A 21071-nucleotide genomic window follows, 5' to 3' on the forward strand; every position below is an offset into this window, starting at 1 on the left:
GCACGCCCGCGCGGCGGGGACAAGTAGGGTTCTGAGGCCTTGAGAAATTGAGAAAGGCGCCGCAAGCGGCGCCTTTCCCTTTGATATTGCTTATCTTTTTTTGAGACGATTTTGCAAAATCTTGCGAGATTTTGCGAAAACCCGTCTCAAACGGCCTCACGCGTCGCAAAATCGGCCCGGTCAGCGCGGCAGGTTGGAACTGCCGGTCAGGTGCAGGTCGATGGCCCGCGCCGCCTGGCGGCCCTCGCGGATCGCCCAGACCACCAGCGACTGGCCGCGGCGGACGTCGCCGGCGGCGAAGATGCCGTCGATCGAGGTCTTGTAGTCCTGGGTGTTGGCCTTGACGTTGGCGCGGGCGTCGCGCTCGATGCTGTCTCCGAGCTCGGCGAGATAGGTGCCCTCCAGCGGACCGGCAAAGCCGATGGCGACCAGCACCAGTTCGGCGCGCAGGATGAACTCGCTGCCCGGGATCGGCCGGCGCTTCTCGTCGACGCGGGCGCATTTGACGCCGGTGACGTGGCCGTCCTCGCCGACGACGGCGAGGGTGGCGGCGGCGAATTCGCGCTCGGCGCCCTCGGCCTGGCTGGAGGAGGTGCGCATCTTGGTCGGCCAGTACGGCCACACCGTCAGCTTGTCCTCCTTCTCCGGCGGACGCTGGCGGATGTCGAGCTGGGTCACCGACAGGGCGCCCTGGCGGAACGAGGTGCCGACGCAGTCGGAGGCGGTGTCGCCGCCGCCGATGACGACGACATGCTTGCCGCCGGCCCAGTAGGGCGGTTCGGCCGTGACGTCCTCGCCGCCGACGCGGCGGTTCTGCTGGACCAGGAAGGGCATCGCGTACATGCAGCCCTGAAGGTCCATGCCCGGCAGCTCGGGATCGCGCGGGCGCTCGGCACCTGCGGTCAGCAGCACCGCGTCATGGCGCTGCTTGAGCTCGTCCACCGTCAGGTTGACGCCGACATTGGCGCCGTAATGGAAGACGACGCCCTCGCCCTCCATCTGCTCGACCCGGCGGTCGATATAGTGCTTCTCCATCTTGAAGTCGGGAATGCCGTAGCGCATCAGGCCGCCGGCGCGCGGCTCGCGCTCGTAGACATGCACCGTGTGGCCGGCGCGGGCGAGCTGCTGGGCGGCGGCAAGGCCGGCGGGGCCGGAGCCGACGATGGCGACCGTCTTGCCGGTGCGGAACGGCGCCGGCTCGGGGCGGATCCACCCTTCGGCCCAGGCCTTGTCGGCAATCGCCTGTTCCACGGTCTTGATGGCGACCGGCGCGTCCTCGAGGTTCAGCGTGCAGGCTTCCTCGCAAGGGGCGGGGCAGATGCGGCCGGTGAACTCGGGGAAGTTGTTGGTCGAGTGCAGGTTGCGCGCCGCCTCTTCCCAGTCGCCGTTATAGACGAGGTCATTCCAGTCCGGGATCTGGTTGTTGACCGGACAGCCGACGGGGCCATGGCAATAGGGCACGCCGCAATCCATGCAGCGGGCGGCCTGCCGCTCGACGTCCTTGTCGGCAAGCGGCAGGGTGAACTCGCGGAAGTGGCGGATGCGGTCGGAGGCCGGCTGGTACTTCTGTTCCTGCCGGTCGATCTCCAGGAAGCCGGTGACTTTTCCCATGATCTGTCGTCTCCCTTACTCGGCCGCCACCAGGCCGAGCCGCTTTTCTTCCATTTCCCTGAGGGCGCGGCGGTACTCGACCGGCATCACCTTCACGAATTTCGGGCGGAACTCGTCCCACCTCTCCAGGATCTCCTGCGCCCAGGCCGAGCCGGTATGGGCGATGTGGTTGGAGATGATCTGGCGCAGCCGCTCGTCGTCGTGCCGGGTCATGTCGGCCGACAGGTCGACGCGGCCCTTGTGCTCGATGTCGCCGCCATGGTGGTGGAGCTTCTCCAGGAGGTCGTCCTCCTCCGGGACCGGCTCGATGTCGACCATGGCGAGGTTGCAGCGGTTGCGGAACGAGCCGTCCTCGTCCAGCACATAGGCGACGCCGCCCGACATGCCAGCGGCGAAGTTGCGCCCGGTCCAGCCGAGCACGACGACGACACCGCCGGTCATGTATTCGCAGCCGTGGTCGCCGACGCCCTCGACGACGGCGATGGCGCCGGAGTTGCGGACCGCGAAACGCTCGCCGGCGATGCCGCGGATGTAGCATTCGCCCTCGGTCGCGCCGTAGAGCACGGTGTTGCCGGCGATGATCGAGTAGTCCGGATCGGCGGCGCTCTTCGGGTTCGGCCGGATGACGAGCTTGCCGCCGGCAAGGCCCTTGCCGACATAGTCGTTGGCATCGCCCTCCAGCGTCAGGCTGACGCCGCGCGCCAGGAAGGCGCCGAAGGCCTGGCCGGCGGTGCCGGTCAGCCGCACGTCGATGGTGCCGCCCTTCAGGCCCTTGTGGCCGTAGCGCCGCGCCACCTCGCCCGACAGCATCGCACCGGCGGAGCGGTCGACATTGCCGATGGTCTCGGTGATCACGACCGGCTCCTTGCGCTCCAGCGCCGGCGCGGCGGCGGCGATCAGGCGGCGGTCGAGCACGTCGTCGATCGGATGCTTCTGGCGCTGGGTCCAGCGCTTCTCCTCGGCCGGGGCCTCCGGCATGTGGAAGATGCGCGAGAAGTCGAGGCCGCGGGCCTTCCAGTGGTCGATCGCCGTCTCCTGGTCGAGCAGGTCGGTGCGGCCGATCAGCTCCTCGAAGCGGGCGATGCCCATCGCGGCCATGATCTCGCGCACTTCCTCGGCGACGAAGAAGAAGTAGTTGACCACATGCTCCGGCGCGCCCTTGAAGCGCTTGCGCAGCACCGGATCCTGGGTGGCGATGCCGACCGGGCAGGTGTTGAGGTGGCACTTGCGCATCATGATGCAGCCGGCGGCGATCAGCGGCGCGGTCGAGAAGCCGAACTCGTCGGCACCGAGCAGCGCGCCGACGATGACGTCGCGGCCGGTCTTCAACCCGCCGTCGACCTGCAGGGCGATGCGCGAGCGCAGCCCGTTCAGAACCAGGGTCTGCTGGGTCTCGGCAAGGCCGATCTCCCAGGGGCTGCCGGCATGCTTGATCGAGGTCAGCGGCGAAGCGCCGGTGCCGCCGTCATAGCCGGAGACGGTGATGTGGTCGGCGCGCGCCTTGGCAACGCCGGCGGCGACCGTGCCGACACCGACTTCCGACACCAGCTTGACCGAGATGTCGGCGACCGGGTTGACGTTCTTCAGGTCGTAGATGAGCTGCGCCAGATCCTCGATCGAATAGATGTCGTGATGCGGCGGCGGCGAGATCAGGCCGACGCCCTGCGTCGAGTGGCGGACCTTGGCGATCACCGCGTCGACCTTGTGGCCGGGCAACTGGCCGCCCTCGCCGGGCTTGGCGCCCTGGGCCACCTTGATCTGGATGACGTCGGAGTTGACCAGATAGTCGGTGGTCACGCCGAAGCGGCCCGAGGCGACCTGCTTGATCGCCGAGCGCATCGGGTTCTGCGAGCCGTCCGGCAGCGGCCGGTAGCGCTCCGGCTCCTCGCCGCCCTCGCCGGTGTTCGACTTGCCGCCGATCCGGTTCATGGCGACGGCGAGCGTCGAGTGGGCCTCGCGCGAGATCGAGCCGAAGGACATGGCGCCGGTCGAGAAGCGCTTGACGATCTCGGCCGCCGGCTCGACCTCGTCGAGGGCGATCGGCGCGCGGCCGACATCCTCGGCGGTCTTGACGCGGAACAGCCCGCGGATGGTGAAGCGGCCGTTGTGCTCGTTGGTCTCGCGGGCGAACTCGCGATACTGGTCGGGCAGGTTGGAGCGCACCGCGTGCTGCAGGAAGGCGACGCCTTCCGGCGTCCACAGGTGGTTCTCGCCGCGCACGCGGTAGGCATATTCGCCGCCGACATCGAGCGAGCGGCGCAGCACCGGCACGTCGGCGAAGGCGACGGCGTGGCGGCGGGTGGTCTCCTCGGCGACCTCGGCAAGGCCGATGCCCTCGATCATCGTCGCGGTGCCGAAGAAATACTCGTTGACGAAATCGGTCGACAGGCCGACCGCGTCGAAGATCTGGGCGCCGCAATAGGACTGGTAGGTCGAGATGCCCATCTTGGACATGACCTTGAGGATGCCCTTGTCGATCGACTTGATGTAGCGGTAGACGACCTCGTCGGCGTCGACCTCTTCGGGAAAGTCGAGCTCGGCATGGAGCTGCAGCAGCGTCTCGAAGGCGAGATAGGGGTTGATCGCCTCCGCGCCGTAACCGGCCAGCACGCAGAAATGATGCACCTCGCGCGCCTCGCCGGTCTCCACCACCAGGCCGACCGAGGTGCGCAGGCCCTTGCGGATCAGGTGATGGTGCACGGCGGCCGTCGCCAGCAGCGCCGGGATGGCGATGCGGCCGCGGCTGACCAGCCGGTCGGACAGGATGACGATGTTGTAGCCGTTGGTGACCGCCTTCTCGGCATGGGCGCACAGGTTGTCGAGCGCCTCGCGCATGCCCGCCGCGCCCTTGGCCGCGCCATAGGTGATGTCCAGCGTCTTGGCCGAGAACTGGTTGTCGGCGGTGTCGCCGATGGTGCGGATCTTCTCCAGATCGTCATTGGTGAGGATCGGCTGGCGCACCTCAAGACGCTTGGAGGTGGCGAGGCCCTTGAGGTCGAACAGGTTCGGCCGCGGCCCGATGAAGGAGACGAGGCTCATCACCAGCTCCTCGCGGATCGGGTCGATCGGCGGGTTGGTGACCTGGGCGAAGTTCTGCTTGAAATAGGTGTAGAGCAGCTTCGGCTTGTCCGACAGGGCGGAGATCGGCGTGTCGGTGCCCATCGAGCCGATGGCTTCCTGGCCGACGGTCGCCATCGGCTGCATCAAGAGCTTGATGTCCTCCTGGGTGTAGCCGAAGGCCTGCTGACGGTCGAGCAGCGTCTCGGCGGCGACCGGCGCGCGGCCGCGCACCGCCGGCATCTCCTCCAGCACGATCTGGGTGCGGTGCAGCCAGTCCTTGTAGGGGTTGGCGGTGGAGAGCTGGCGCTTGATCTCCTCGTCGGAAATGATCCGGCCTTCCCGGAGATCGATCAAGAGCATCTTGCCCGGCTGCAGCCGCCACTTGCGGATGATCTTCTCCTCCGGCACCGGCAGCACGCCGACCTCGGAGGACATGATGACGAAGTCGTCGTCGGTGACGACGTAGCGGGCCGGGCGCAGGCCGTTGCGGTCGAGGGTCGCGCCGATCTGGCGGCCGTCGGTGAAGGCGACGGCGGCCGGCCCGTCCCACGGCTCCATCAGGGCGGCGTGATACTCGTAGAAGGCCCGCAGGTTCTCGTCCATGAGCGGGTTGCCGGCCCAGGCCTCGGGGATCAGCATCATCGCCGCATGGGCGAGCGAATAGCCGCCGCGCACCAGGAACTCGAGCGCGTTGTCGAAGCAGGCGGTGTCGGACTGGCCCTCGTAGGAGATCGGCCACAGTTTGGTGATGTCGTCGCCGAACAGCGGCGAGGAGACGCTGGCCTGGCGCGCGGCCATCCAGTTGACGTTGCCGCGCAACGTGTTGATCTCGCCGTTATGGGCGACCATCCGGTAGGGATGGGCGAGCTCCCAGGACGGGAAGGTGTTGGTCGAGAAGCGCTGGTGGACGAGCGCCAGCGCCGAGGTGAAGCGCGGGTCCTTCAGGTCGGCGTAATAGGCGCCGAGCTGATAGGCGAGGAACATGCCCTTGTAGACCAGCGTCCGGCTCGACAGCGAGACGATGTAGAAGCCGCGGCCGACCGCGTCGGTCTCGGCGCGGATGGTGTTGGAGATCACCTTGCGCAGCACGAAGAGGCGGCGCTCGAAATCGTCCTCTGTCTCGCAGTCGCGGCAGGCGATGAAGACCTGGCGCGAGCGGGGCTCGGTCGCGGCGATGTCCGGTGCCTTGGACAGCGAGGAATTGTCGACCGGCACGTCGCGCCAGCCAAGGCAGGCCTGGCCTTCGGCGTTGATGACGCGCTCGACGATCTCCTCGCAGCGGCGGCGCAGCGCCGCGTCCTGCGGCAGGAACAGGAAGCCGACGCCGTAGCGGCCCTTTTCGGGAAGGTCGATGCCGAGGCCCTTCGCCTCAGCCACGAAGAAGTCGTGCGGGATCTGCACCAGCATGCCGGCGCCGTCGCCCATCAACGGGTCGGCGCCGACCGCGCCGCGATGGGTGAGGTTTTCCAGCACCTGCAACCCGTCGGCAATGATGCGGTGGGAGGCGACGCCCTTGAGATGGGCGACGAAGCCGACGCCGCAGGCGTCATGCTCGCGGGCGGGATTGTAGAGGCCGACGCGCGCGGCCTCCGCGCGTCGCTCGTTCAGCGTTTTGCGGGCAGTCGTCGCTTTGGCCGGTGCGGTTTCGGTCACGAAGTCCAGCGCCTCGATCATCGCTTCGGTCTTGCTCATGTCTGCCCTCTTTCATCCTGCGCCGGGACCGTCCTTCTCCGTTCGGGTCGCGCTCGCTCGTGATCGAGGAGCCCGGCTCGTCCGTCGAACGGGCGTTCGCCCTGACGCTGACCAGTGAAGCGGACCTGCCCTTCGGTCCGCCTTTTCCGGCGGTTCGTGTCCCTCGCGGGACGTGCCGTCGGCATCTTCCTGCCGGTGCCGCGCAACAGCACTGCACCGGTGACGCGGCGCCTGACCTGCATCGCCCCGGCACCGCGGCCGGGCGGGATCGCAGGGCATGCCGCGCCCTGTTGTAGCATATGCCGGCCCTTGCGTTCAGCCACCGGATGCGCCTGGCGCTCCAAGGCCGATCGCTGCGGGCGCGGGATGCGCTCCAGCGGAAGCCGGCCAGCCCCGGCCGCTTCCGCTCCGTCCAAAAGGGACAGTAATCCTGTCCTATCTGGCGGAGGCGCACAATGCCAGATTTCAAGGGGGGGAGCAAGCGGCTTGCAAGCCCGCGCAAAACTATTTCTTGCGCCGGGCATGGGGCGTTTTGTCATTATCGCAACGCCGGCGCGGCGCGAAGGAAAGAATCTGTCGGCGGACGAGGCAGATGGGTCCCGCGCCTGCCTTCAGGGAAGCCTACGGACGGGCTTGCAAGGCTGCGTGTCCCGGTCTTAGATCGCGCCATGATCTTCGCCAGCGACAATTGGGCGGGGGCCTCGCAGCCGGTCATGGATGCGATGCTTCGCCACAACACGGGCGCCGCGCCAGCCTATGGCACGGACCCGCTCACCCTCAAGGTCCGCGACCGGTTTCGCGAGATCTTCGAGACGGACGACCTCACGGTCTGGTTCACCGCCACCGGCACGGCGGCCAATGCGCTGACCCTGGCGGCCTGCGCAAGGCCGGGCGGGCTGGTGCTGACCAGCGACATCGCCCATGTGCTGTGCGACGAGTGGGGAGCGACGGAGTTCTTCTCGCACGGCATGAAGATGGTGCCGGTGGAAACGCGGAACGGGCGGATTTCGGCGGACAGCCTCTCGCGCGAACTGGCCAAGCACCCGGACGGCAGCCGCTTCGGCACGCCGGTGGCGGTGAGCCTGACCCAGGCGAGCGAATGCGGCACGGTCTATGGCCTCGAGGATCTGGCGGCGCTGACGCGGGCTGCGAAGGAACGTGGTCTCGTCTGCCACATGGACGGGGCGCGCTTCGCCAATGCGCTGGTGCATCTCGCGTGCAGCCCGGCGGAGATGACCTGGAAGGCGGGGATCGATGTCCTGTCCTTCGGCGGCACCAAGAACGGCTGCTGGTGCGCCGAGGCGATCGTGGTGTTCAACCAGGACGCCTTGCGCGATCTTGCCGCGCACCGTTCGCGCGCCGGGCATCTGTTCTCCAAGTCGCGCTTCGTCGCCGCCCAGCTCGACGGCTATCTGGAGAACGGCCACTGGCTGGACAGCGCCCGCCACGCCAATGCGATGGCGAGCCGGCTTGCCGAGGGGCTTGCGGCGTCCGGCCATGCGCTCGCCCATCCGGTGGAGGCGAACGAGGTGTTCCCGGTTCTCAGCCTTGCCACCATCGCGCGGCTGCGCGAAGCGGGCGCGGCGTTCTACGAATGGCCGGAGATCGAAGCGGGCGAGGGCGCGTCCGGCGTGCGGCTGGTGACGTCGTTTGCGACCAAGACGGAAGAGGTCGCGCGCTTCCTGGAGATCGCCGCGGGATAGGCGGCTACCCGTAGAAGAATTTTCTCCGCGCGCGGCTGTCCTGCCGGAAATTTGGAAACGGTTTTCGTATTCTGAGTTGGCGCAAAGCCGAACGGGGCTAGCTTCGCGCCGGTTCAAGCGAAACGACCGGAGCGATTGCCGATGAAGATCCATCCCACCGAGGACATGCATGTCCTGTCGATGGCCCGCAGGCTGACCATTCCCGAGGTGGCATCGGCCGCCGCCGAGCTGTCGACGGCGATCGATGCGGAGCGCGCGCGTGCCGGTCTTGCGGCGGCGGGGCCATGGACCTTCCTCGCGCAGAACCTGCCGCGCGACGGCAAGACCGCGTTCGACTGGCGCATCTGCCTGCCGGTGGCGGGTGCCGCCGCCTATGACGGCCCGCTGGAGGTTCTGCATCTGGAGCCGATCATGGTGGCCTCCGCCCTGCATCTGGGGCCGGTCCGGACGCTGTTCACGCAGGGCTACGCGCCCTTGCTGCGGGCCATCGGCGAGACGCGGCACCATCTGTCGGGCCAGAGCCGGGAGGTCTATCACGACTGGCGCGGCGGCAAGGCCGGCTACAACCGCATCGAGATCCAGTTCGAATTGTCGCGCTGACGGGCTGCCAGACCGCAAGGCGCCCGGCCTTGGGAAAGGCCGGGCGCTGGGGGCAGGCGTCTCTCTCGCCGAGGGGGGATAGCGAGGGTCCGCCTGCCGGGTGTCAGTGCCGGATCGTCAGCAGGGGAGCGTCAGTGGGTGCTGCCCTCGATCTGCTTCTCGATCTGTTTCTGGCCGGCCTTGCCGATCTCGATCTTGCGGGGCTTCATCGCCTCGGGGATCTCGCGGGCCAGGTCGATATGCAGCAGGCCGTTCTCGAGGCTGGCGCCCCTGACCTCGACATGGTCGGCGAGCTGGAAGCGGCGCTCGAAGGCGCGCGCGGCGATGCCGCGATAGAGCACCTCGCCGGCCTCGGCCTCCTGGGCGCGCTCGCCCTTGATGGTGAGCGTGTGCTCCTTCGCCTCGATCGTCAGGTCACCTTCGCCGAAGCCGGCCACCGCCATGGTGATGCGGTAGGCGTTCTCGCCGGTGCGCTCGATATTGTAGGGCGGATAGCTCGGCGTCTCCTGGCCGCTGGTGCTGTCGAGCATGGAGAGCAGGCGGTCGAAGCCGACGGTGGAACGATAGAGCGGGCTGAAATCGAAGTGACGCATCGGTGTGTCCTCTCGTTGAGCAACAGATGATGGTTCCGGTTCCGCTGTGTCCCGCCGTCATGGCCGGGAGGGGAACCGCGCGCGGGCCCGTTCGTGGCGCCCGCGCCTTACGAGATGGGGAGGGCGAAAACGGCTTTCAAGAGGGACGGCCGGGTGCCCGCGCTCGGCCGGGCGGGCCGGATTTTCGACCTGAACGGCAGGTGAACGGCGCCTTCCGGGAGGGTTCACGCGGGGCCGTGCATCTTCATGATCGTCAACAGGCGCCGAGGCGCCGAACCAGGAGACAGATCCATGAGGAAGTCGCTTCTCGCCGCCGCCGCCGTCCTTGGCCTCGCCCTTGCGGCGCCCAGTGCCCAGGCTTTCGAGATCCGCACCGGCGGCCCGTCGGCCGGCCTCAGCATCGAACTGCAGGTCGCCGGCTATCGCGGCCACGACCGGCGCGGCTACCGGTATGAGCGGCTCGCCCCGCGCCAGATCGTCCACCGGCTGCACCGCCAGGGCTACCGGGACATCAGCAACCTGCGCTCGCAGGGCCATGTCTATGTCGCCCATGCCCGCGGCCATCGCGGCATGTCGCAGCGCCTGGTGGTCGATGCCTATTCGGGCGAGGTCGTCGGCCGCTCGCCGATCGGCCGCGGCCACGGCTGGGGCGGCTACGGCCGGATGTGACCTTTCGGCGGGCCGCGATGCCCGTCCGCCGACCGCAAACGGGGCCGCCGGAGTTGAGCCGGCGGCCGCGCTCCTGTATGGGTCAAGATACCGGGATCGTTGGACTTGTCCCGACGCGGCGGGGCCCCTCCCGTCGCCAACAAGGCCGACAGGCTGGAGCACGGCGCGGGTGGCAATGCAGCTCTACGATCATCCGGACAATCCGGTGCCGGCCGGAGCGGTCTGCCAGCAGGTGACGACGCCCGACGGCATCCGCCTGCGCACGGCGCGCTGGATGCCCGACCGCAGCCCGCTGAAGGGCACGGTGACCTTGCTGCAGGGCCGGGCCGAATTCATCGAGAAATATTTCGAGACCGTCGCGGACCTGCGCGCCCGCGGCTTTGCCGTCGTCACCTTCGACTGGCGCGGCCAGGGCGGGTCTGAGCGCCTGCTCGCCAATCCCTACCGGGGCCATGTGGACGATTTCGCCGATTTCGTCACCGATCTCGACACGGTGATGGACAAGGTGTCGCTCGCCTCGATGCCCGGTCCGCACCATGTGCTGGCGCATTCGACCGGCGGCGCGGTGCTGCTGCTGGCGGCCGGGCGGCTGCGCACCCGCATCGAGCGGGCGGTGCTGTCGGCGCCGCTGATCGGCCTCGGCAAGGTCGGCCTGCCGCAGGGCCTGATCTGCCCGCTGTCGGCGGTGCTGTCGGCGATCGGCTTCGGCACCGCCTTCGTGCCCGGCGGCAAGGCGCGGCTCGACATCCCCTTCGAGGGCAATCCGCTGACCTCCGACGAATTCCGATTCCGCCGCAACGCGGCGGTGCTCTCCGCCCATCCGGAGCTGGAGGTCGGCGGGCCGACCATCGACTGGCTGGCGGCGGCCTGCCGGGCGATGAAACGCTTCTTCGAGCCGGATTTCGGCCCCTCGCTGCAACTGCCGGTGCTGCTGGTCGCCTCGACCGGCGACCAGGTCGTCTCGCCGCGGGCCAGCGAGCGCTTCGCCCGCCAGACCCGCTCCTGCCGCTATGTCGAGATCGCCGGGGCCCGCCACGAATTGCTGATGGAAGACGACTTCCACCGCGACCAGTTCCTGGCCGCCTTCGACGCCTTCGTCAGCGACGGCGAGCCGGCCGGCGCCTGGAGCCTTTGAGCCCAGGCGAGCCGCTGCCTCACACGGCGGCGGAGGCGAGGATCTCCAGCACCTTGTCGTGCAGGGCCGGATCGCCGGAGGCGACGATCTGGCCGCCGGCGGCCGGCGAGCCGCCGCTCCAGTTGGTCACGACCCCGCCGGCGCCCTCGACGATCGGCGCGAGCGCGACGATGTCATAGGGCTGCAGGCCGGTCTCGATGACGAGGTCGACCTGGCCGCTGGCGATCATGCAATAGCCGTAGCAGTCGGTGCCGTAGCGGGCGGTGCGCACGGTGCCCTCGATCCGCCGGTAGACCGCCTGCTCGGCGCCCTGGAACAGGCCCGGATGGGTGGTGCACATGATCGCCTGCGAAAGGTCCGCGCAGGGGCGGGTGGCAAGCGGCCGGCGGCCGTCGCGGTTGACCAGCCAGGCGGCCTCGCCGTCGCCGAGGAACCGCTCCGCCACATAAGGCTGGTCCATGACGCCGAAGACCGGCCGGCCGGCGCGCGTCACGCCGATCAGGGTGCCCCAGGTGGGCAGGCCGCAGATGAAGGCGCGGGTGCCGTCGATCGGATCGAGCACCCAGACATGCTCGGCATCGAGACGGACGCTGCCATGCTCCTCGCCAAGGATGCCGTGATCGGGAAAGCGCGCCTCGATCAGGGCGCGCAAGGCCTCCTCGCCGGCCCGGTCGGCAACCGTCACCGGATCGAAGCCCTCGGCGATCTTGTTTTCCACCGACAGGATTTCCCGGAAATGCGGCAGGATCGCCGCCGCCGACGCGCGGCACAGGTCATCGGCGAAAGCGGCAAGGTCTTCGGACAGAAGGTTTTCGGGGAGAGGGCCAGGCTGGGGACCTGAATGGGGCATCGGGTCGGTTCCTTGCGGGGGCGACTAGCGGGTCGAGGTGCACGGATGGGGCGCGGCGCCACGACGGCGCCGCCCTGCCCGCAATAGCCTGTGAACGGGCGGCGGGCAATGTCCGGAAAGCGACGCTGCCGCCGGATGGCCGCGCCGAGTCGCTGCCTTAAAATGAGGCAGGTCGCCGTATGGCAGCATTTTATGCAGAACCGGACCGGCAAGAACACGCCGCGGCAGGGGGTGCGACGAATTATTCAAGGGGATTTATCAATAGCTATCTATTTGAAATATTTATATAAATTTCATGAGCTCCGGATTTTTTCGGAGAAAATTCGACCGGGTGGCTTGACTTTTGTGCGTCGCGATGGAAACTTGTTGCAGTGCGATATGGCTTGCCATGTCGCGCCGCCCTCCTTGGGCGTTTCCTCCCTAGACTCGGGCCGCCTCGCAAGAGAGCGGCCCTTTTTTCTGCGCGGCTTTCCGGCTGCCGCAGGCGCGGTCGTCCCTAGGTCGACGTGAACGGGTCGGGGAAGGCGAGGGGAAAGGGTCGGGGGGAGGCTTACTCGGCCGCCAGCGCGTCCGGCGCGAGATCGGCATCGCTGCCTGCCACCAGCTCCTCGCAGAAGCGGCGCAGGTCGCGGGCAAGCTCGGCGAAGCCGGAGCTGCGGTCGGTGCGCGCCTCGTCCATGTAGAGGCTGCGGTTGATCTCCACCTGCAGGGCGTGCAGGCCCTTGGCCGGACGGCCGTAATGCTCGGTGATGAAGCCGCCGGCATAGGGCTTGTTGCGCGCCACCGTGTAGCCCATGCCGCGCAGGATGTCGCTCGCCTGGTCGATGACCGAGCGGGCGCAACTGGTGCCGTAGCGGTCGCCCAGGATGAAGTCGGGTCGCGGGCCATTGTCGCTGGTGCGGATGGTCGAGGGCATGGAGTGGCAGTCGATCAGCACCGCATGGCCGAAGGCGACATGGGTGCGCGCCAGCAGGCGGCGCAGGGTCTGGTGATAGGGCTTGTAGATGGTCTCGATGCGGTCGAGCGCCTCGCGCACGGGGAGGCGCTCGCGATAGATCTCCTGCGCCTCGCCGACGACGCGGGCGATGGTGCCGAGCCCGCCGGCGACGCGGATCGAGCGGCTGTTGGCATAGGGCGGCAGCCGGTCCTCATACATCTTCGGATCGAGCTCGTAGGGCTCGCGGTTGACGTCGAGATAGGCGCGCGGGAAGCGGGCGCACAGGAGCGGCGCCCCCAGATCGACGACGCCGGCGAAGAGCTCGTCGACGAAGGCATCCTCCGAGCGGCGGATCGCCAAGGCGTCGAGCCGCGAGGACTGCAGGAAGGGAAGGGGGTAATGCCGCCCGGAATGGGGGGAGTTGAAGACGAAGGGGGCGGACTGCTCGGCAGGCTGCAGAACGTCGAAAGGCGGCGTCTCCTGAAACCCGCTGATGACCTGCATGGGCATGCTCTCCGCCGGACGATCTTCGTCAAACTTCCCTATTTGCCCCCGAATCGGCGTTAATGTCCACACGGGCGGTGGGTAACCGATGCGCCCGACCGGCGGGACGCCGCTTTCACTGGATGTTTACCGTCGTTCGGCCTTATAACGATCCGAAAGATGTGCCAAAACGGGATCTTCGGGCGAACCTCCCGCGTCTGCCCGTCCGAGGATGCGCAAGACCGGATGCGCCAGACCGGATGCGCGCAAGTTGGGCGCGCGCAAGATCGGCAGATTCGCCAGGCGAAGCGGAACGGAAGCGACGAATGACACGGATCCTACTTGCGGAAGACGACAATGACATGCGCCGCTTCCTCGCCAAGGCGCTGCAGAAGGCGGGATACGACGTCGTCTCTTTCGACAATGGCAAGAGCGCCTATGAGCGCCTGCGCGAGGAGCCCTTCTCGCTGCTCCTGACCGACATCGTCATGCCGGAGATGGACGGGATCGAACTGGCCCGCCGGGCGACCCAGCTCGACCCGGACCTGAAGGTGATGTTCATCACCGGCTTCGCCGCCGTGGCCTTGAACCCGGACTCGCAGGCGCCCAAGGATGCCAAGGTCCTGTCCAAGCCGTTCCACCTGAAGGACCTGGTGCTGGAAGTGGAGCGCATGCTGGCCGCCTGAGCGGCCTGCTGCCGGCTCTCAACAGGTTTTCCACCGCGCATGGAGCGGGCGCGCGGGCGGGCAATTAAGTTTGCGAGAAGGGCTTGCACCGAAAATCGAAGCCCGCTATATCGCATCCCACCGCGCCGTCCCGTCGGCGTCGGGTTTCCGGCTTCCTGCCGGACCACGGCAATTTGCCGGATTTCGACGCCTTGTCGCCATCGGCGGCTTGCTGGGTCGACATCGGCGGCTTGCCGGAACCGAAAAGTTTCGGGCGTGTAGCTCAGCGGGAGAGCACTACGTTGACATCGTAGGGGTCACAGGTTCAATCCCTGTCACGCCCACCATCTTCGCCGGACCGCCGAGATTGCGAGGCGGTCGGCACAGCCCGGCAACCGTCCGCCATGGCAGCGCTGCATCACGCCGCCTGCCGTCGCGGATCGGGCATCGCCCCCGGCGCGCGGTTCTTGTCGAACCAGCGCGACGACGGCGGATCCGCCGGGTGGGACGCGGGGCCTCACGGCCTCTTCGTCCGCAAGCAGACAGCCGGGCCCGCGTGGCACGGTGCAACATGAGGATGCCGCCGCCAACGTGGCACCGTTGACGGAGACGAGACGATGAAGATCAAGAATTCGCTCAAGGCGCTGATGGGCCGTCATCGCGACAACCGCATGGTTCGCCGCAAGGGCCGCGTCTACATCATCAACAAGAAGGCGCCGCGCTTCAAGGCCCGCCAGGGCTGAGTCGCGACGGCCGGCCGCTGATCGCCCCGCGTCCCTGCGGACGCCTCGGGCGACGGCGTAGTGGCCTGACCGCTTTCACTTTTTGCTGATGCCATTGACGATCGCATCCAGGGCGACATACTCCCTGAATGCGATCGTTTCTGCTTGCCTGCTTCCTTGTGTGCTTCGGAGCCTCCGCGCTTGCGCAGGAGCTGTCTCCGGACGTGCTGCCGCCCGAGGTGCTGCCGCCCTCGCTCGACGATCTCGACGCGCCGACGACGGAGATCGAGCCGCCTTCCGGCCCGGCTCCGGCGGTGACGGAGACCGAGACGCCGAGAAACGAGCTCGACGGGCTGTTCACCGAACTTGCCAAGGTTACCAGCGACGAGCAGGCGCGCCCGCTGGTCGGCCGCATCCAGCGGATCTGGTCGCGCTCGGGCAGCGCCACGGTCGACCTGTTGATGATGCGTGCGGGCGCCGCCATGCAGGCCAAGGACTATGCGCTGGCGCTCGACCTGCTCGACGTGACGGTGCGGCTCGCCCCCGATTTCCCCGAAGCCTGGAACCGCCGCGCCACGGTGAACTATCTGCGCGAGGATTTCGGCGGCGCGATGGTCGATATCGAGCGGGTGCTGGCGCTGGAGCCGCGCCACTGGGGCGCGATGTCCGGCCTTGGCATCATCCTGCGGCGGATCGGGCGGAGGGACGAGGCGCTGGAGACCTTCCGCCAGGTGCTGAGGATCCATCCGGTCAGCGAAAACGCGCGTAAAGCGGTCGAGGACATGGAGAAGGCGGCGGCCGGTTCGCCGATCTGACGCGGCCGCGCGGACCCGCCCTTTCCCCTGTCGCCCGTTCTTCGCAAAGCCGGATCCGCCCGCCCATGCCCACCCTTGCCCTTGTCCTGCTGTCGGCGCTGGCGCTGCTGCTCTCCGGCCTTGCCCTCTTGGCGGAGCTGCGCGGGCGCGAGGCGGAGGCGCGCTATCCGCCGATCGGGGCCTTTGCCGAGATAGACGGCGTGCGGCTGCACTATGTCGACCTGCGCCCCGACGGCTGGCGGGCGGGCGACCCGGCGCTGGTCTTCGTGCATGGGGCGAGCGCCAACTTGCGCGATCCGCATATGGCGCTGGCCGGGCCGCTGAGCGAATGGCCGGCGGAGAAGGGGAGGCCCGCGCGGCTCGTCTTCGTCGACCGGCCCGGCCACGGGCATTCGCAGCGCGGCGGCGGTGACATGCACCGCCCTTCGGCCCAGGCGGCGCTGATCGCCGGGCTGGCCGACAGTCTCGGCATCGGGCGGGCGGTGGCGGTCGGCCATTCCTGGGGCGGGGCGGTGGCGGCGCAGCTTGGACTTGCCCGCCCGGACCTCGTCGCCGGGCTGGTGTTCCTGGCCCCGGCCACCCATCCCTGGCCGGGCGGCGTCAACTGGTATTACGACGCGGCCGCGCTACCGGTCGCCGGCACGGTGTTTTCCGCAACGCTCGCCCCGTTCGGCGCGGCGCTGGTCGCGCCGACCGCCATGGGCGGCGTCTTCCGCCCGGGCGAGGTGCCGCAGACCTATGCCGAGCGGCTGGGCCTGCCGCTGCTGTTCCGCCCGCAGAGCTTCCGGGCGAATGCGCGGGACGTCGCCTTCCTGAAGAGCGAGGTGGAGGCGGCGGTGCCGCGCTACCGCGAGATCGCCCAGCCGGCGGCGGTGATCACCGGCGAGACGGACGGCGTCGTCTATCCGCATATCCATTCGCACGGGCTGGTGCGGGACCTGCCCAATGCCTGGCTGGTGACGCTGGAGGGCGCCGGCCACATGCCGCACCACACGCGCACCGACGCGGTGCTGGCGGAGATCGCCAAGGTGGTGGCACTGGCCTTCCCGCAGGCGGGATGGGACGGGGAGGGCAGCCGAAACGAAAACGGGACGGCCAGGGCCGTCCCGTCGAAAGCTGCTGCTGCGAGCGAGTGAGCCCCTGAACGTGGCTCAGAGCCCGCCGCGACCGTCGCTGCCGACAAAGGCGATGCGCAGCATGTTGGTCGAGCCGGGGGTGCCGAAGGGCACGCCGGCGGTGGTGATGATGCGCTGGCCGGGCTTGGCCAGTTCCTGCTGGAAGGAGATCTGGCAGGCGCGGTCGACCATGTCGTTCTCGTCGCGGGCATCGTCCGAGACCACGCAGTGCAGGCCCCAGGCCAGCGACAGGCGGCGGGCGGTCGACAGCACCGGCGAGATGACGATGACCGGCACGGAGGGGCGCTCGCGCGCGGCGCGCAGGCCGGTGGCGCCGGAGGTGGTGTAGCAGACCACGGCGGCGAGGTTCAGCGTTTCGGCGATCTGCCGCGCGGCGGCGGCGATGGCATCGGCGCCGGTCGGCTCCGGCTCCTGGCGCTGGGCGTGGATGATGCCGCGATAGTTGGGGTCGCGCTCGACCTGGCGGGCGATGCGGTCCATGGTGGCGACCGCCTCGACCGGGAACTGGCCGGCAGCGGATTCGGCGGAGAGCATCACCGCGTCGGCACCCTCGAACACGGCGGTGGCGACGTCGGAGACCTCGGCGCGGGTCGGCACCGGGGCGGTGATCATCGATTCCAGCATCTGGGTGGCGACGACCACCGGCTTGCCGGCGCGGCGGCAGGCGCGGACGATCTGCTTCTGCAGGCCCGGCACCTGTTCCAGCGGCATCTCGACGCCGAGATCGCCGCGGGCGACCATCAGCGCGTCGGAGAGGTCGATGATCTCCGACAGCCGGTCGATGGCCTGCGGCTTTTCGATCTTGGCGAGGATGCCGGCACGCCCACGCGTCACCTTGCGCACCTCGGCAAGGTCGTCCGGGCGCTGGATGAAGGACAGGGCGATCCAGTCGACGCCGGCTTCCAGCGCCGCGTCGAGGTCCTTGCTGTCCTTCGGGGTGAGCGCGCCGACCGGGATCTCGGTATCGGGAACGCTGACGCCCTTGCGGTTGGACAGCTTGCCGCCGACCTCGACCACCGTCTCGGCGCTGGTCCGGTCGCAGGAGGTCACGCGCAGGCGGATCTTGCCGTCGTCGAGCAGCAGGCGATGGCCGGGCTCGAGCGCCTCCAGGATCTCGCGATGGGGCAGGTGGACGCGGGCGGCGTTGCCGGGCGCCGGGTCGCTGTCGAGGGTGAAGCCGGCGCCGTTCTCCAGCATCACCGCGTCGCCCTCGAAAGTGCCGACGCGCAGCTTCGGTCCCTGCAGGTCGGCGAGGATGCCGATGGGACGGCCGACCTTCGTCTCGATCTCGCGAATCATCGCCACCAGCGCGTGCAGGCGCGGGTGGTCGGTGTGACTCATGTTGATGCGGAAGACATCGGCACCGGCGGTGTAGAGCTTCTCGATCGTTTGCGGATCCGAGGAGGAGGGTCCGAGTGTCGCAAGAATCTTGACCCGCCTGTCACGCTTCATTGTCCGCCTGTCCCCCCTTGCACGGGCTCGGTGAGCTGAACCGTCCAGCTCGTCTGCTCGCCCGTATCGATTTCGAAGAATCCGGTTCGCTCGAAGCCGCGCGCGACGCAGTCATCGATGCCCCGGATGGTGAATTCCTTCTCGCGGGTGCACATGAAGGCGCGGCCGCCCCATTCCCCGAACTGATCGTAATCCACCGCATAGATATAATAGAAACGTGACACGAGCGAGCCCGCCACCAACGTTTCACAGGAATTTGCCGGCAGGTTCCACCAGCCCTCGGTGACCCAGTCGGCCTCCTCGCGATAGCCGATGGCAACGCCGACCTGGCTTTCGGTCTTGTTGCACAGACGAAGCTCGGCCTGGGCCGGTTGCGCGGTGAGAAGGCCAAGGGCGACAAGGGCAAGCGCTGCCGCGCCGCAGGATGCAAGACCCCGCCCGATCGTTCCGACTGCCGTGGTTCGCCGCTGCCTCTCGGCTTTTTGCATCATTCGATTTCTCGTGCCACGACTTTGCGCGTCATCTTATGGCTGACCGGCTTCCGCCTTGTCAATGATGACGGCCCTGAAGTCATTGACGTTGGTATAGGTCGGTCCAGGTCTCAGCAGATCGCCGAGTCGCTCGAAGAAGCCGGTGCTGTCGTTTCTCTCCAGAAATGCGGCGGCATCATGACCTGACCTTGCGGCGCGCGCGAGAGTGGTCTCGTCGACAAGCGCGCCGGCCGGATCATCTGCCGAACCGGTGCCGCCATCCGTGCCGTCGGTATCGCCGGCCACCGCGGCGATGCCGGGCGCCCCGTCCAGCGCCAGGGCGAGGGCAAGGGCATATTCCTGATTGGGGCCGCCATGCCCGTCGCCGCGAATGGTCACGGTGAGCTCGCCGCCCGACAGCAGCACGGTGCGGCGGCCGGCGGCCGCGATCTCGCGGGCCATGCGTGCATGGTCGCCCGCCACCTCGCGCGCCTCGCCCTCCAGACTGTCGCCGAGCAGCACCGGCTCGAAGCCGCGGGCGCGGGCGATGGTCGCAGCGCGCTCCAGCGACAGGGCGGGGCGGGCGACGATCTGAAAGCGGGTGCCGGAAAACAGCGGGTCGCCGGGCTTCGGCGTCTCGTTGGCCGGATCGAGAAGCGCCCGGTGGACGTTTTCGGGCGCATCCGGCGCATAACGGGCGACCAGCGCGCGGGCATCCGCCAGCGTCGTCGGATCGGGCACGGTCGGGCCGGAGGCGATGGCGATGGGCTCGTCGCGCGGCACGTCGGAAACGGCGAGGGTCGTCATCGGCACACCGTCAGGCCGGGCGGCGGCAAGGCGGCCGCCCTTGATGCGGGAGAGATGCCGGCGGACGGTGTTGATCTGCTCGATGGTGGCGCCGGAGCGCAGCAGCGCGCGGGTCAGCGCCTGCTTGTCGGCAAGCGTCAGGCCGTCGACCGGGGCGATCCAGTTGGCCGAGCCGCCGCCGGACAGGAGCACGACGATATGATCGCCGGGACGGGCCTGGGCGGCGAGTTCGAGCGTGCGGCGGGTGGCGTCGATGCCGGCGCGGTCGGGCACCGGGTGGCCGGCCTCGATCAGCTCGATGAACTGCGTTTCCTGCCCGTAGCCATGGCGGGTGACGCCGAGGCCGACGAGCCGGTCGGGGCCGAGGCCGTGGGCCTCGCGATAGTGGTGTTCGGCGACCTGCATCATCGCGCCGGCCGCCTTGCCGGCGCCGAGCAGCACGATGCGGCCGCTGTCGGAAGGGGCGGGCAGATGCGGCGGCAGGCAGGTCTCGGCGCGGGCGGCATCGACGGCGGCGGCGAACAGCTCCTGCAGCAGGGCGCGTCTGGCGGGGATGTCGGTCATTGCGGCGTCCTGAAAGGGTCTGGCGTTGCGGGGGCCGCCGGCGCGGCAACGGGCGCGCGCGGACGGGCGATGTAGATGCCGGCAAGGATGACGGCGCCGCCGAGGGCCTGGGCAAGGCCGATGCTCTCGGCCAGGAAGAGATAGCCCATGGCGGCGGCGGCGACGGCTTCGAGAAAGATCACCAGCGCGGAAAAGCCGGCCGACAGGGTGCCGAGGGCAAAGGCCAGCAGGCCCTGGCCGAGCGCGTGGCTGAAGACGCCGAGCGCGACCAGCATGGCGATGCCCATCAGCGAGGCGGGGAGGATCGTCTCTTCCAGCAGCAGGGCGACGACGAAGAGCACGGCGGCGGTGACGAGCGAGCTGCGATAGACCAGGAGGCCGGGGGTCATGCCGGTGCTGCCGCGCCGGGCGAAGCGCATGGCGATGAAGTAGCTGCCGAAGAACACCGAGGTGGCGAGGCCGTAGAGATCGCCGAGGAGGCGCTCGGGCGCGAAGGCGAAGCTGCTGCCGACGAGCAGGGCGGCGCCGAGGAGGCAGGCGGCAAGGCCAAGGGCCATGGCGCGGGTCACCGGCTCCTTGAGCAGGGCGCCGGAGGCCAGCATCACCCAGAGCGGGGCAAGGGTCGCCAGCAGCGTCGCATTGGCGGCGGTGGTGTTCATGATCGCCAGGTGCCAGAAGAACAGGTCGCCGGCGAAGAGCACGCCGGCAGCGAGCGTCGCTTTGTTCCAGCGCGGGGCGGCGGTGCCTGCGGGCCGCTCGATCCGCGCCCAGACGGCGAGCAGCGGCAGGGCGAGGGCGGCGCGCCAGAAGGCGCTGGCGAAGGGGCCGACATCCGCGAAACGCACGAAGACCGGCGACACGCCCATGGCGATCGCCCCGGCGAGCAGCGCGAGGAAGGCGGCAAGGAGGCGCTGGTCGGGAGCGGCGGCGAGCGGGGCGGGGGCGGTGGTCATGCCTTGCGGTCTTTCGGGGAAGCGTTCGGATGGTCCGGGCAAACGGGCCTGGCGAAGATTAGGCATCCGTTGCCGGCCTGTCTCGCCGGAAATCGCTGATAGCTCTTATCGCGAGCAGAGGCGAAAATGCGGTTGAAAGCGGACGCCGGATATG

General features: G+C 68.7%; 17 protein-coding genes and 1 tRNA gene. 9 read left to right on the plus strand and 9 right to left on the minus strand.

The features are described from left to right. Positions 1 to 180: 180 nt before the first annotated feature. On the minus strand, positions 181 to 1611 hold the full coding sequence (locus tag TSB10P1A_RS23180; RefSeq protein ID WP_186390330.1) for a glutamate synthase subunit beta: 1431 nt from the start codon (positions 1609 to 1611) through the stop codon (positions 181 to 183). A 15-nt stretch (positions 1612 to 1626) separates the two neighbouring features. Beyond that, positions 1627 to 6345 (minus strand): glutamate synthase large subunit, encoded by a 4719-nt coding sequence (gene gltB, locus TSB10P1A_RS23185; protein WP_186390368.1) that lies wholly within the window; start codon positions 6343 to 6345, stop codon positions 1627 to 1629. Between the two features lie 686 nt (positions 6346 to 7031). On the opposite strand from gltB, the gene TSB10P1A_RS23190 reads away from it, so the two are divergent. Both TSB10P1A_RS23190 and TSB10P1A_RS23195 read left to right on the plus strand, forming a co-directional pair. Continuing rightward, on the plus strand, positions 7032 to 8066 hold the full coding sequence (locus TSB10P1A_RS23190) for a low specificity L-threonine aldolase (RefSeq protein ID WP_186390331.1): 1035 nt from the start codon (positions 7032 to 7034) through the stop codon (positions 8064 to 8066). A gap of 141 nt (positions 8067 to 8207) precedes the next feature. Next, positions 8208 to 8666, plus strand: a complete 459-nt coding sequence (locus TSB10P1A_RS23195) for a hypothetical protein (protein WP_186390332.1) — start codon at positions 8208 to 8210, stop codon at positions 8664 to 8666. 131 nt (positions 8667 to 8797) lie between these two features. Here the strand turns inward: TSB10P1A_RS23195 and TSB10P1A_RS23200 are convergent, their stop codons facing one another. After that, the gene (locus TSB10P1A_RS23200) at positions 8798 to 9259 is read right to left on the minus strand and encodes an Hsp20 family protein (RefSeq protein ID WP_186390333.1); all 462 of its coding nucleotides are present in this window, start codon (positions 9257 to 9259) and stop codon (positions 8798 to 8800) included. 291 nt (positions 9260 to 9550) lie between these two features. Between TSB10P1A_RS23200 and TSB10P1A_RS23205 the strand changes: the two genes are divergently transcribed. After that, a complete protein-coding gene (locus TSB10P1A_RS23205; protein ID WP_186390334.1) occupies positions 9551 to 9928 on the plus strand; it encodes a hypothetical protein in 378 nt (125 codons plus the stop codon). A 175-nt stretch (positions 9929 to 10103) separates the two neighbouring features. Beyond that, positions 10104 to 11063, plus strand: coding sequence for an alpha/beta fold hydrolase (locus tag TSB10P1A_RS23210; RefSeq protein ID WP_186390369.1), 960 nt, complete (start codon positions 10104 to 10106; stop codon positions 11061 to 11063). A 19-nt stretch (positions 11064 to 11082) separates the two neighbouring features. On the opposite strand, the gene hisN is transcribed toward TSB10P1A_RS23210, so the two are convergent. Then, positions 11083 to 11913 (minus strand): histidinol-phosphatase, encoded by an 831-nt coding sequence (gene hisN, locus TSB10P1A_RS23215; RefSeq protein WP_186390335.1) that lies wholly within the window; start codon positions 11911 to 11913, stop codon positions 11083 to 11085. Positions 11914 to 12463: 550 nt separating this feature from the next. Then, on the minus strand, positions 12464 to 13354 hold the full coding sequence (locus TSB10P1A_RS23220; protein WP_186390336.1) for an N-formylglutamate amidohydrolase: 891 nt from the start codon (positions 13352 to 13354) through the stop codon (positions 12464 to 12466). Between the two features lie 305 nt (positions 13355 to 13659). Between TSB10P1A_RS23220 and cpdR the strand changes: the two genes are divergently transcribed. The 5 genes from cpdR to TSB10P1A_RS23245 all read left to right on the plus strand — a co-directional run bounded on the left by cpdR (position 13660) and on the right by TSB10P1A_RS23245 (position 16671). Then, a complete protein-coding gene (gene cpdR / locus TSB10P1A_RS23225) occupies positions 13660 to 14019 on the plus strand; it encodes a cell cycle two-component system response regulator CpdR (RefSeq protein WP_067218617.1) in 360 nt (119 codons plus the stop codon). Between the two features lie 251 nt (positions 14020 to 14270). Next, positions 14271 to 14345: transfer RNA gene (locus tag TSB10P1A_RS23230), tRNA-Val, on the plus strand. 270 nt (positions 14346 to 14615) lie between these two features. Then, complete coding sequence (gene ykgO / locus TSB10P1A_RS23235; protein WP_029059454.1) at positions 14616 to 14741, plus strand: type B 50S ribosomal protein L36; 126 nt, start codon at positions 14616 to 14618, stop codon at positions 14739 to 14741. Between the two features lie 128 nt (positions 14742 to 14869). Then, positions 14870 to 15535 (plus strand): tetratricopeptide repeat protein, encoded by a 666-nt coding sequence (locus TSB10P1A_RS23240; RefSeq protein ID WP_186390337.1) that lies wholly within the window; start codon positions 14870 to 14872, stop codon positions 15533 to 15535. Positions 15536 to 15600: 65 nt separating this feature from the next. Then, a complete protein-coding gene (locus TSB10P1A_RS23245) occupies positions 15601 to 16671 on the plus strand; it encodes an alpha/beta fold hydrolase (RefSeq protein ID WP_186390338.1) in 1071 nt (356 codons plus the stop codon). 15 nt (positions 16672 to 16686) lie between these two features. On the opposite strand, the gene pyk is transcribed toward TSB10P1A_RS23245, so the two are convergent. From pyk to TSB10P1A_RS23265, 4 genes are read right to left on the minus strand one after another with little or no spacing between them, the layout of a single operon-like run. Continuing rightward, positions 16687 to 18123 carry a pyruvate kinase gene (gene pyk / locus TSB10P1A_RS23250; protein WP_186390339.1) on the minus strand — a complete coding sequence of 479 codons (1437 nt, stop codon included), beginning with the start codon at positions 18121 to 18123 and terminating at the stop codon, positions 16687 to 16689. Further along, entirely contained in the window at positions 18120 to 18614 is a 495-nt protein-coding gene (locus TSB10P1A_RS23255; protein ID WP_244293230.1) for a DUF1036 domain-containing protein, read from the minus strand. The genes pyk and TSB10P1A_RS23255 overlap by 4 nt, the downstream gene beginning before the upstream one ends. Positions 18615 to 18647: 33 nt before the next feature. Next, entirely contained in the window at positions 18648 to 19964 is a 1317-nt protein-coding gene (locus TSB10P1A_RS23260; protein WP_186390340.1) for a glycerate kinase, read from the minus strand. Then, positions 19961 to 20917 (minus strand): DMT family transporter, encoded by a 957-nt coding sequence (locus TSB10P1A_RS23265; RefSeq protein WP_186390341.1) that lies wholly within the window; start codon positions 20915 to 20917, stop codon positions 19961 to 19963. The genes TSB10P1A_RS23260 and TSB10P1A_RS23265 overlap by 4 nt, the downstream gene beginning before the upstream one ends. Positions 20918 to 21071 lie beyond the last annotated feature (154 nt).

This window comes from Stappia sp. TSB10P1A, assembly GCF_900185725.1.
Classification (GTDB): Bacteria; Pseudomonadota; Alphaproteobacteria; order Rhizobiales; family Stappiaceae; genus Stappia.

Excerpts from the sequence above, each read along its gene's own strand:
- TSB10P1A_RS23260 (WP_186390340.1), bottom strand. The coding sequence starts at position 19,964 with ATGACCGACATCCCCGCCAGACGCGCCCTGCTGCAGGAGCTGTTCGCC.
- TSB10P1A_RS23210 (WP_186390369.1), top strand. The coding sequence starts at position 10,104 with ATGCAGCTCTACGATCATCCGGACAATCCGGTGCCGGCCGGAGCGGTC.
- TSB10P1A_RS23220 (WP_186390336.1), bottom strand. The coding sequence starts at position 13,354 with ATGCAGGTCATCAGCGGGTTTCAGGAGACGCCGCCTTTCGACGTTCTG.
- TSB10P1A_RS23205 (WP_186390334.1), top strand. The coding sequence starts at position 9,551 with ATGAGGAAGTCGCTTCTCGCCGCCGCCGCCGTCCTTGGCCTCGCCCTT.
- TSB10P1A_RS23265 (WP_186390341.1), bottom strand. The coding sequence starts at position 20,917 with ATGACCACCGCCCCCGCCCCGCTCGCCGCCGCTCCCGACCAGCGCCTC.
- TSB10P1A_RS23255 (WP_244293230.1), bottom strand. The coding sequence starts at position 18,614 with ATGATGCAAAAAGCCGAGAGGCAGCGGCGAACCACGGCAGTCGGAACG.
- TSB10P1A_RS23240 (WP_186390337.1), top strand. The coding sequence starts at position 14,870 with ATGCGATCGTTTCTGCTTGCCTGCTTCCTTGTGTGCTTCGGAGCCTCC.
- pyk (WP_186390339.1), bottom strand. The coding sequence starts at position 18,123 with ATGAAGCGTGACAGGCGGGTCAAGATTCTTGCGACACTCGGACCCTCC.
- TSB10P1A_RS23245 (WP_186390338.1), top strand. The coding sequence starts at position 15,601 with ATGCCCACCCTTGCCCTTGTCCTGCTGTCGGCGCTGGCGCTGCTGCTC.
- ykgO (WP_029059454.1), top strand. The coding sequence starts at position 14,616 with ATGAAGATCAAGAATTCGCTCAAGGCGCTGATGGGCCGTCATCGCGAC.
- TSB10P1A_RS23200 (WP_186390333.1), bottom strand. The coding sequence starts at position 9,259 with ATGCGTCACTTCGATTTCAGCCCGCTCTATCGTTCCACCGTCGGCTTC.
- TSB10P1A_RS23190 (WP_186390331.1), top strand. The coding sequence starts at position 7,032 with ATGATCTTCGCCAGCGACAATTGGGCGGGGGCCTCGCAGCCGGTCATG.
- gltB (WP_186390368.1), bottom strand. The coding sequence starts at position 6,345 with ATGATCGAGGCGCTGGACTTCGTGACCGAAACCGCACCGGCCAAAGCG.
- cpdR (WP_067218617.1), top strand. The coding sequence starts at position 13,660 with ATGACACGGATCCTACTTGCGGAAGACGACAATGACATGCGCCGCTTC.
- TSB10P1A_RS23180 (WP_186390330.1), bottom strand. The coding sequence starts at position 1,611 with ATGGGAAAAGTCACCGGCTTCCTGGAGATCGACCGGCAGGAACAGAAG.
- hisN (WP_186390335.1), bottom strand. The coding sequence starts at position 11,913 with ATGCCCCATTCAGGTCCCCAGCCTGGCCCTCTCCCCGAAAACCTTCTG.
- TSB10P1A_RS23195 (WP_186390332.1), top strand. The coding sequence starts at position 8,208 with ATGAAGATCCATCCCACCGAGGACATGCATGTCCTGTCGATGGCCCGC.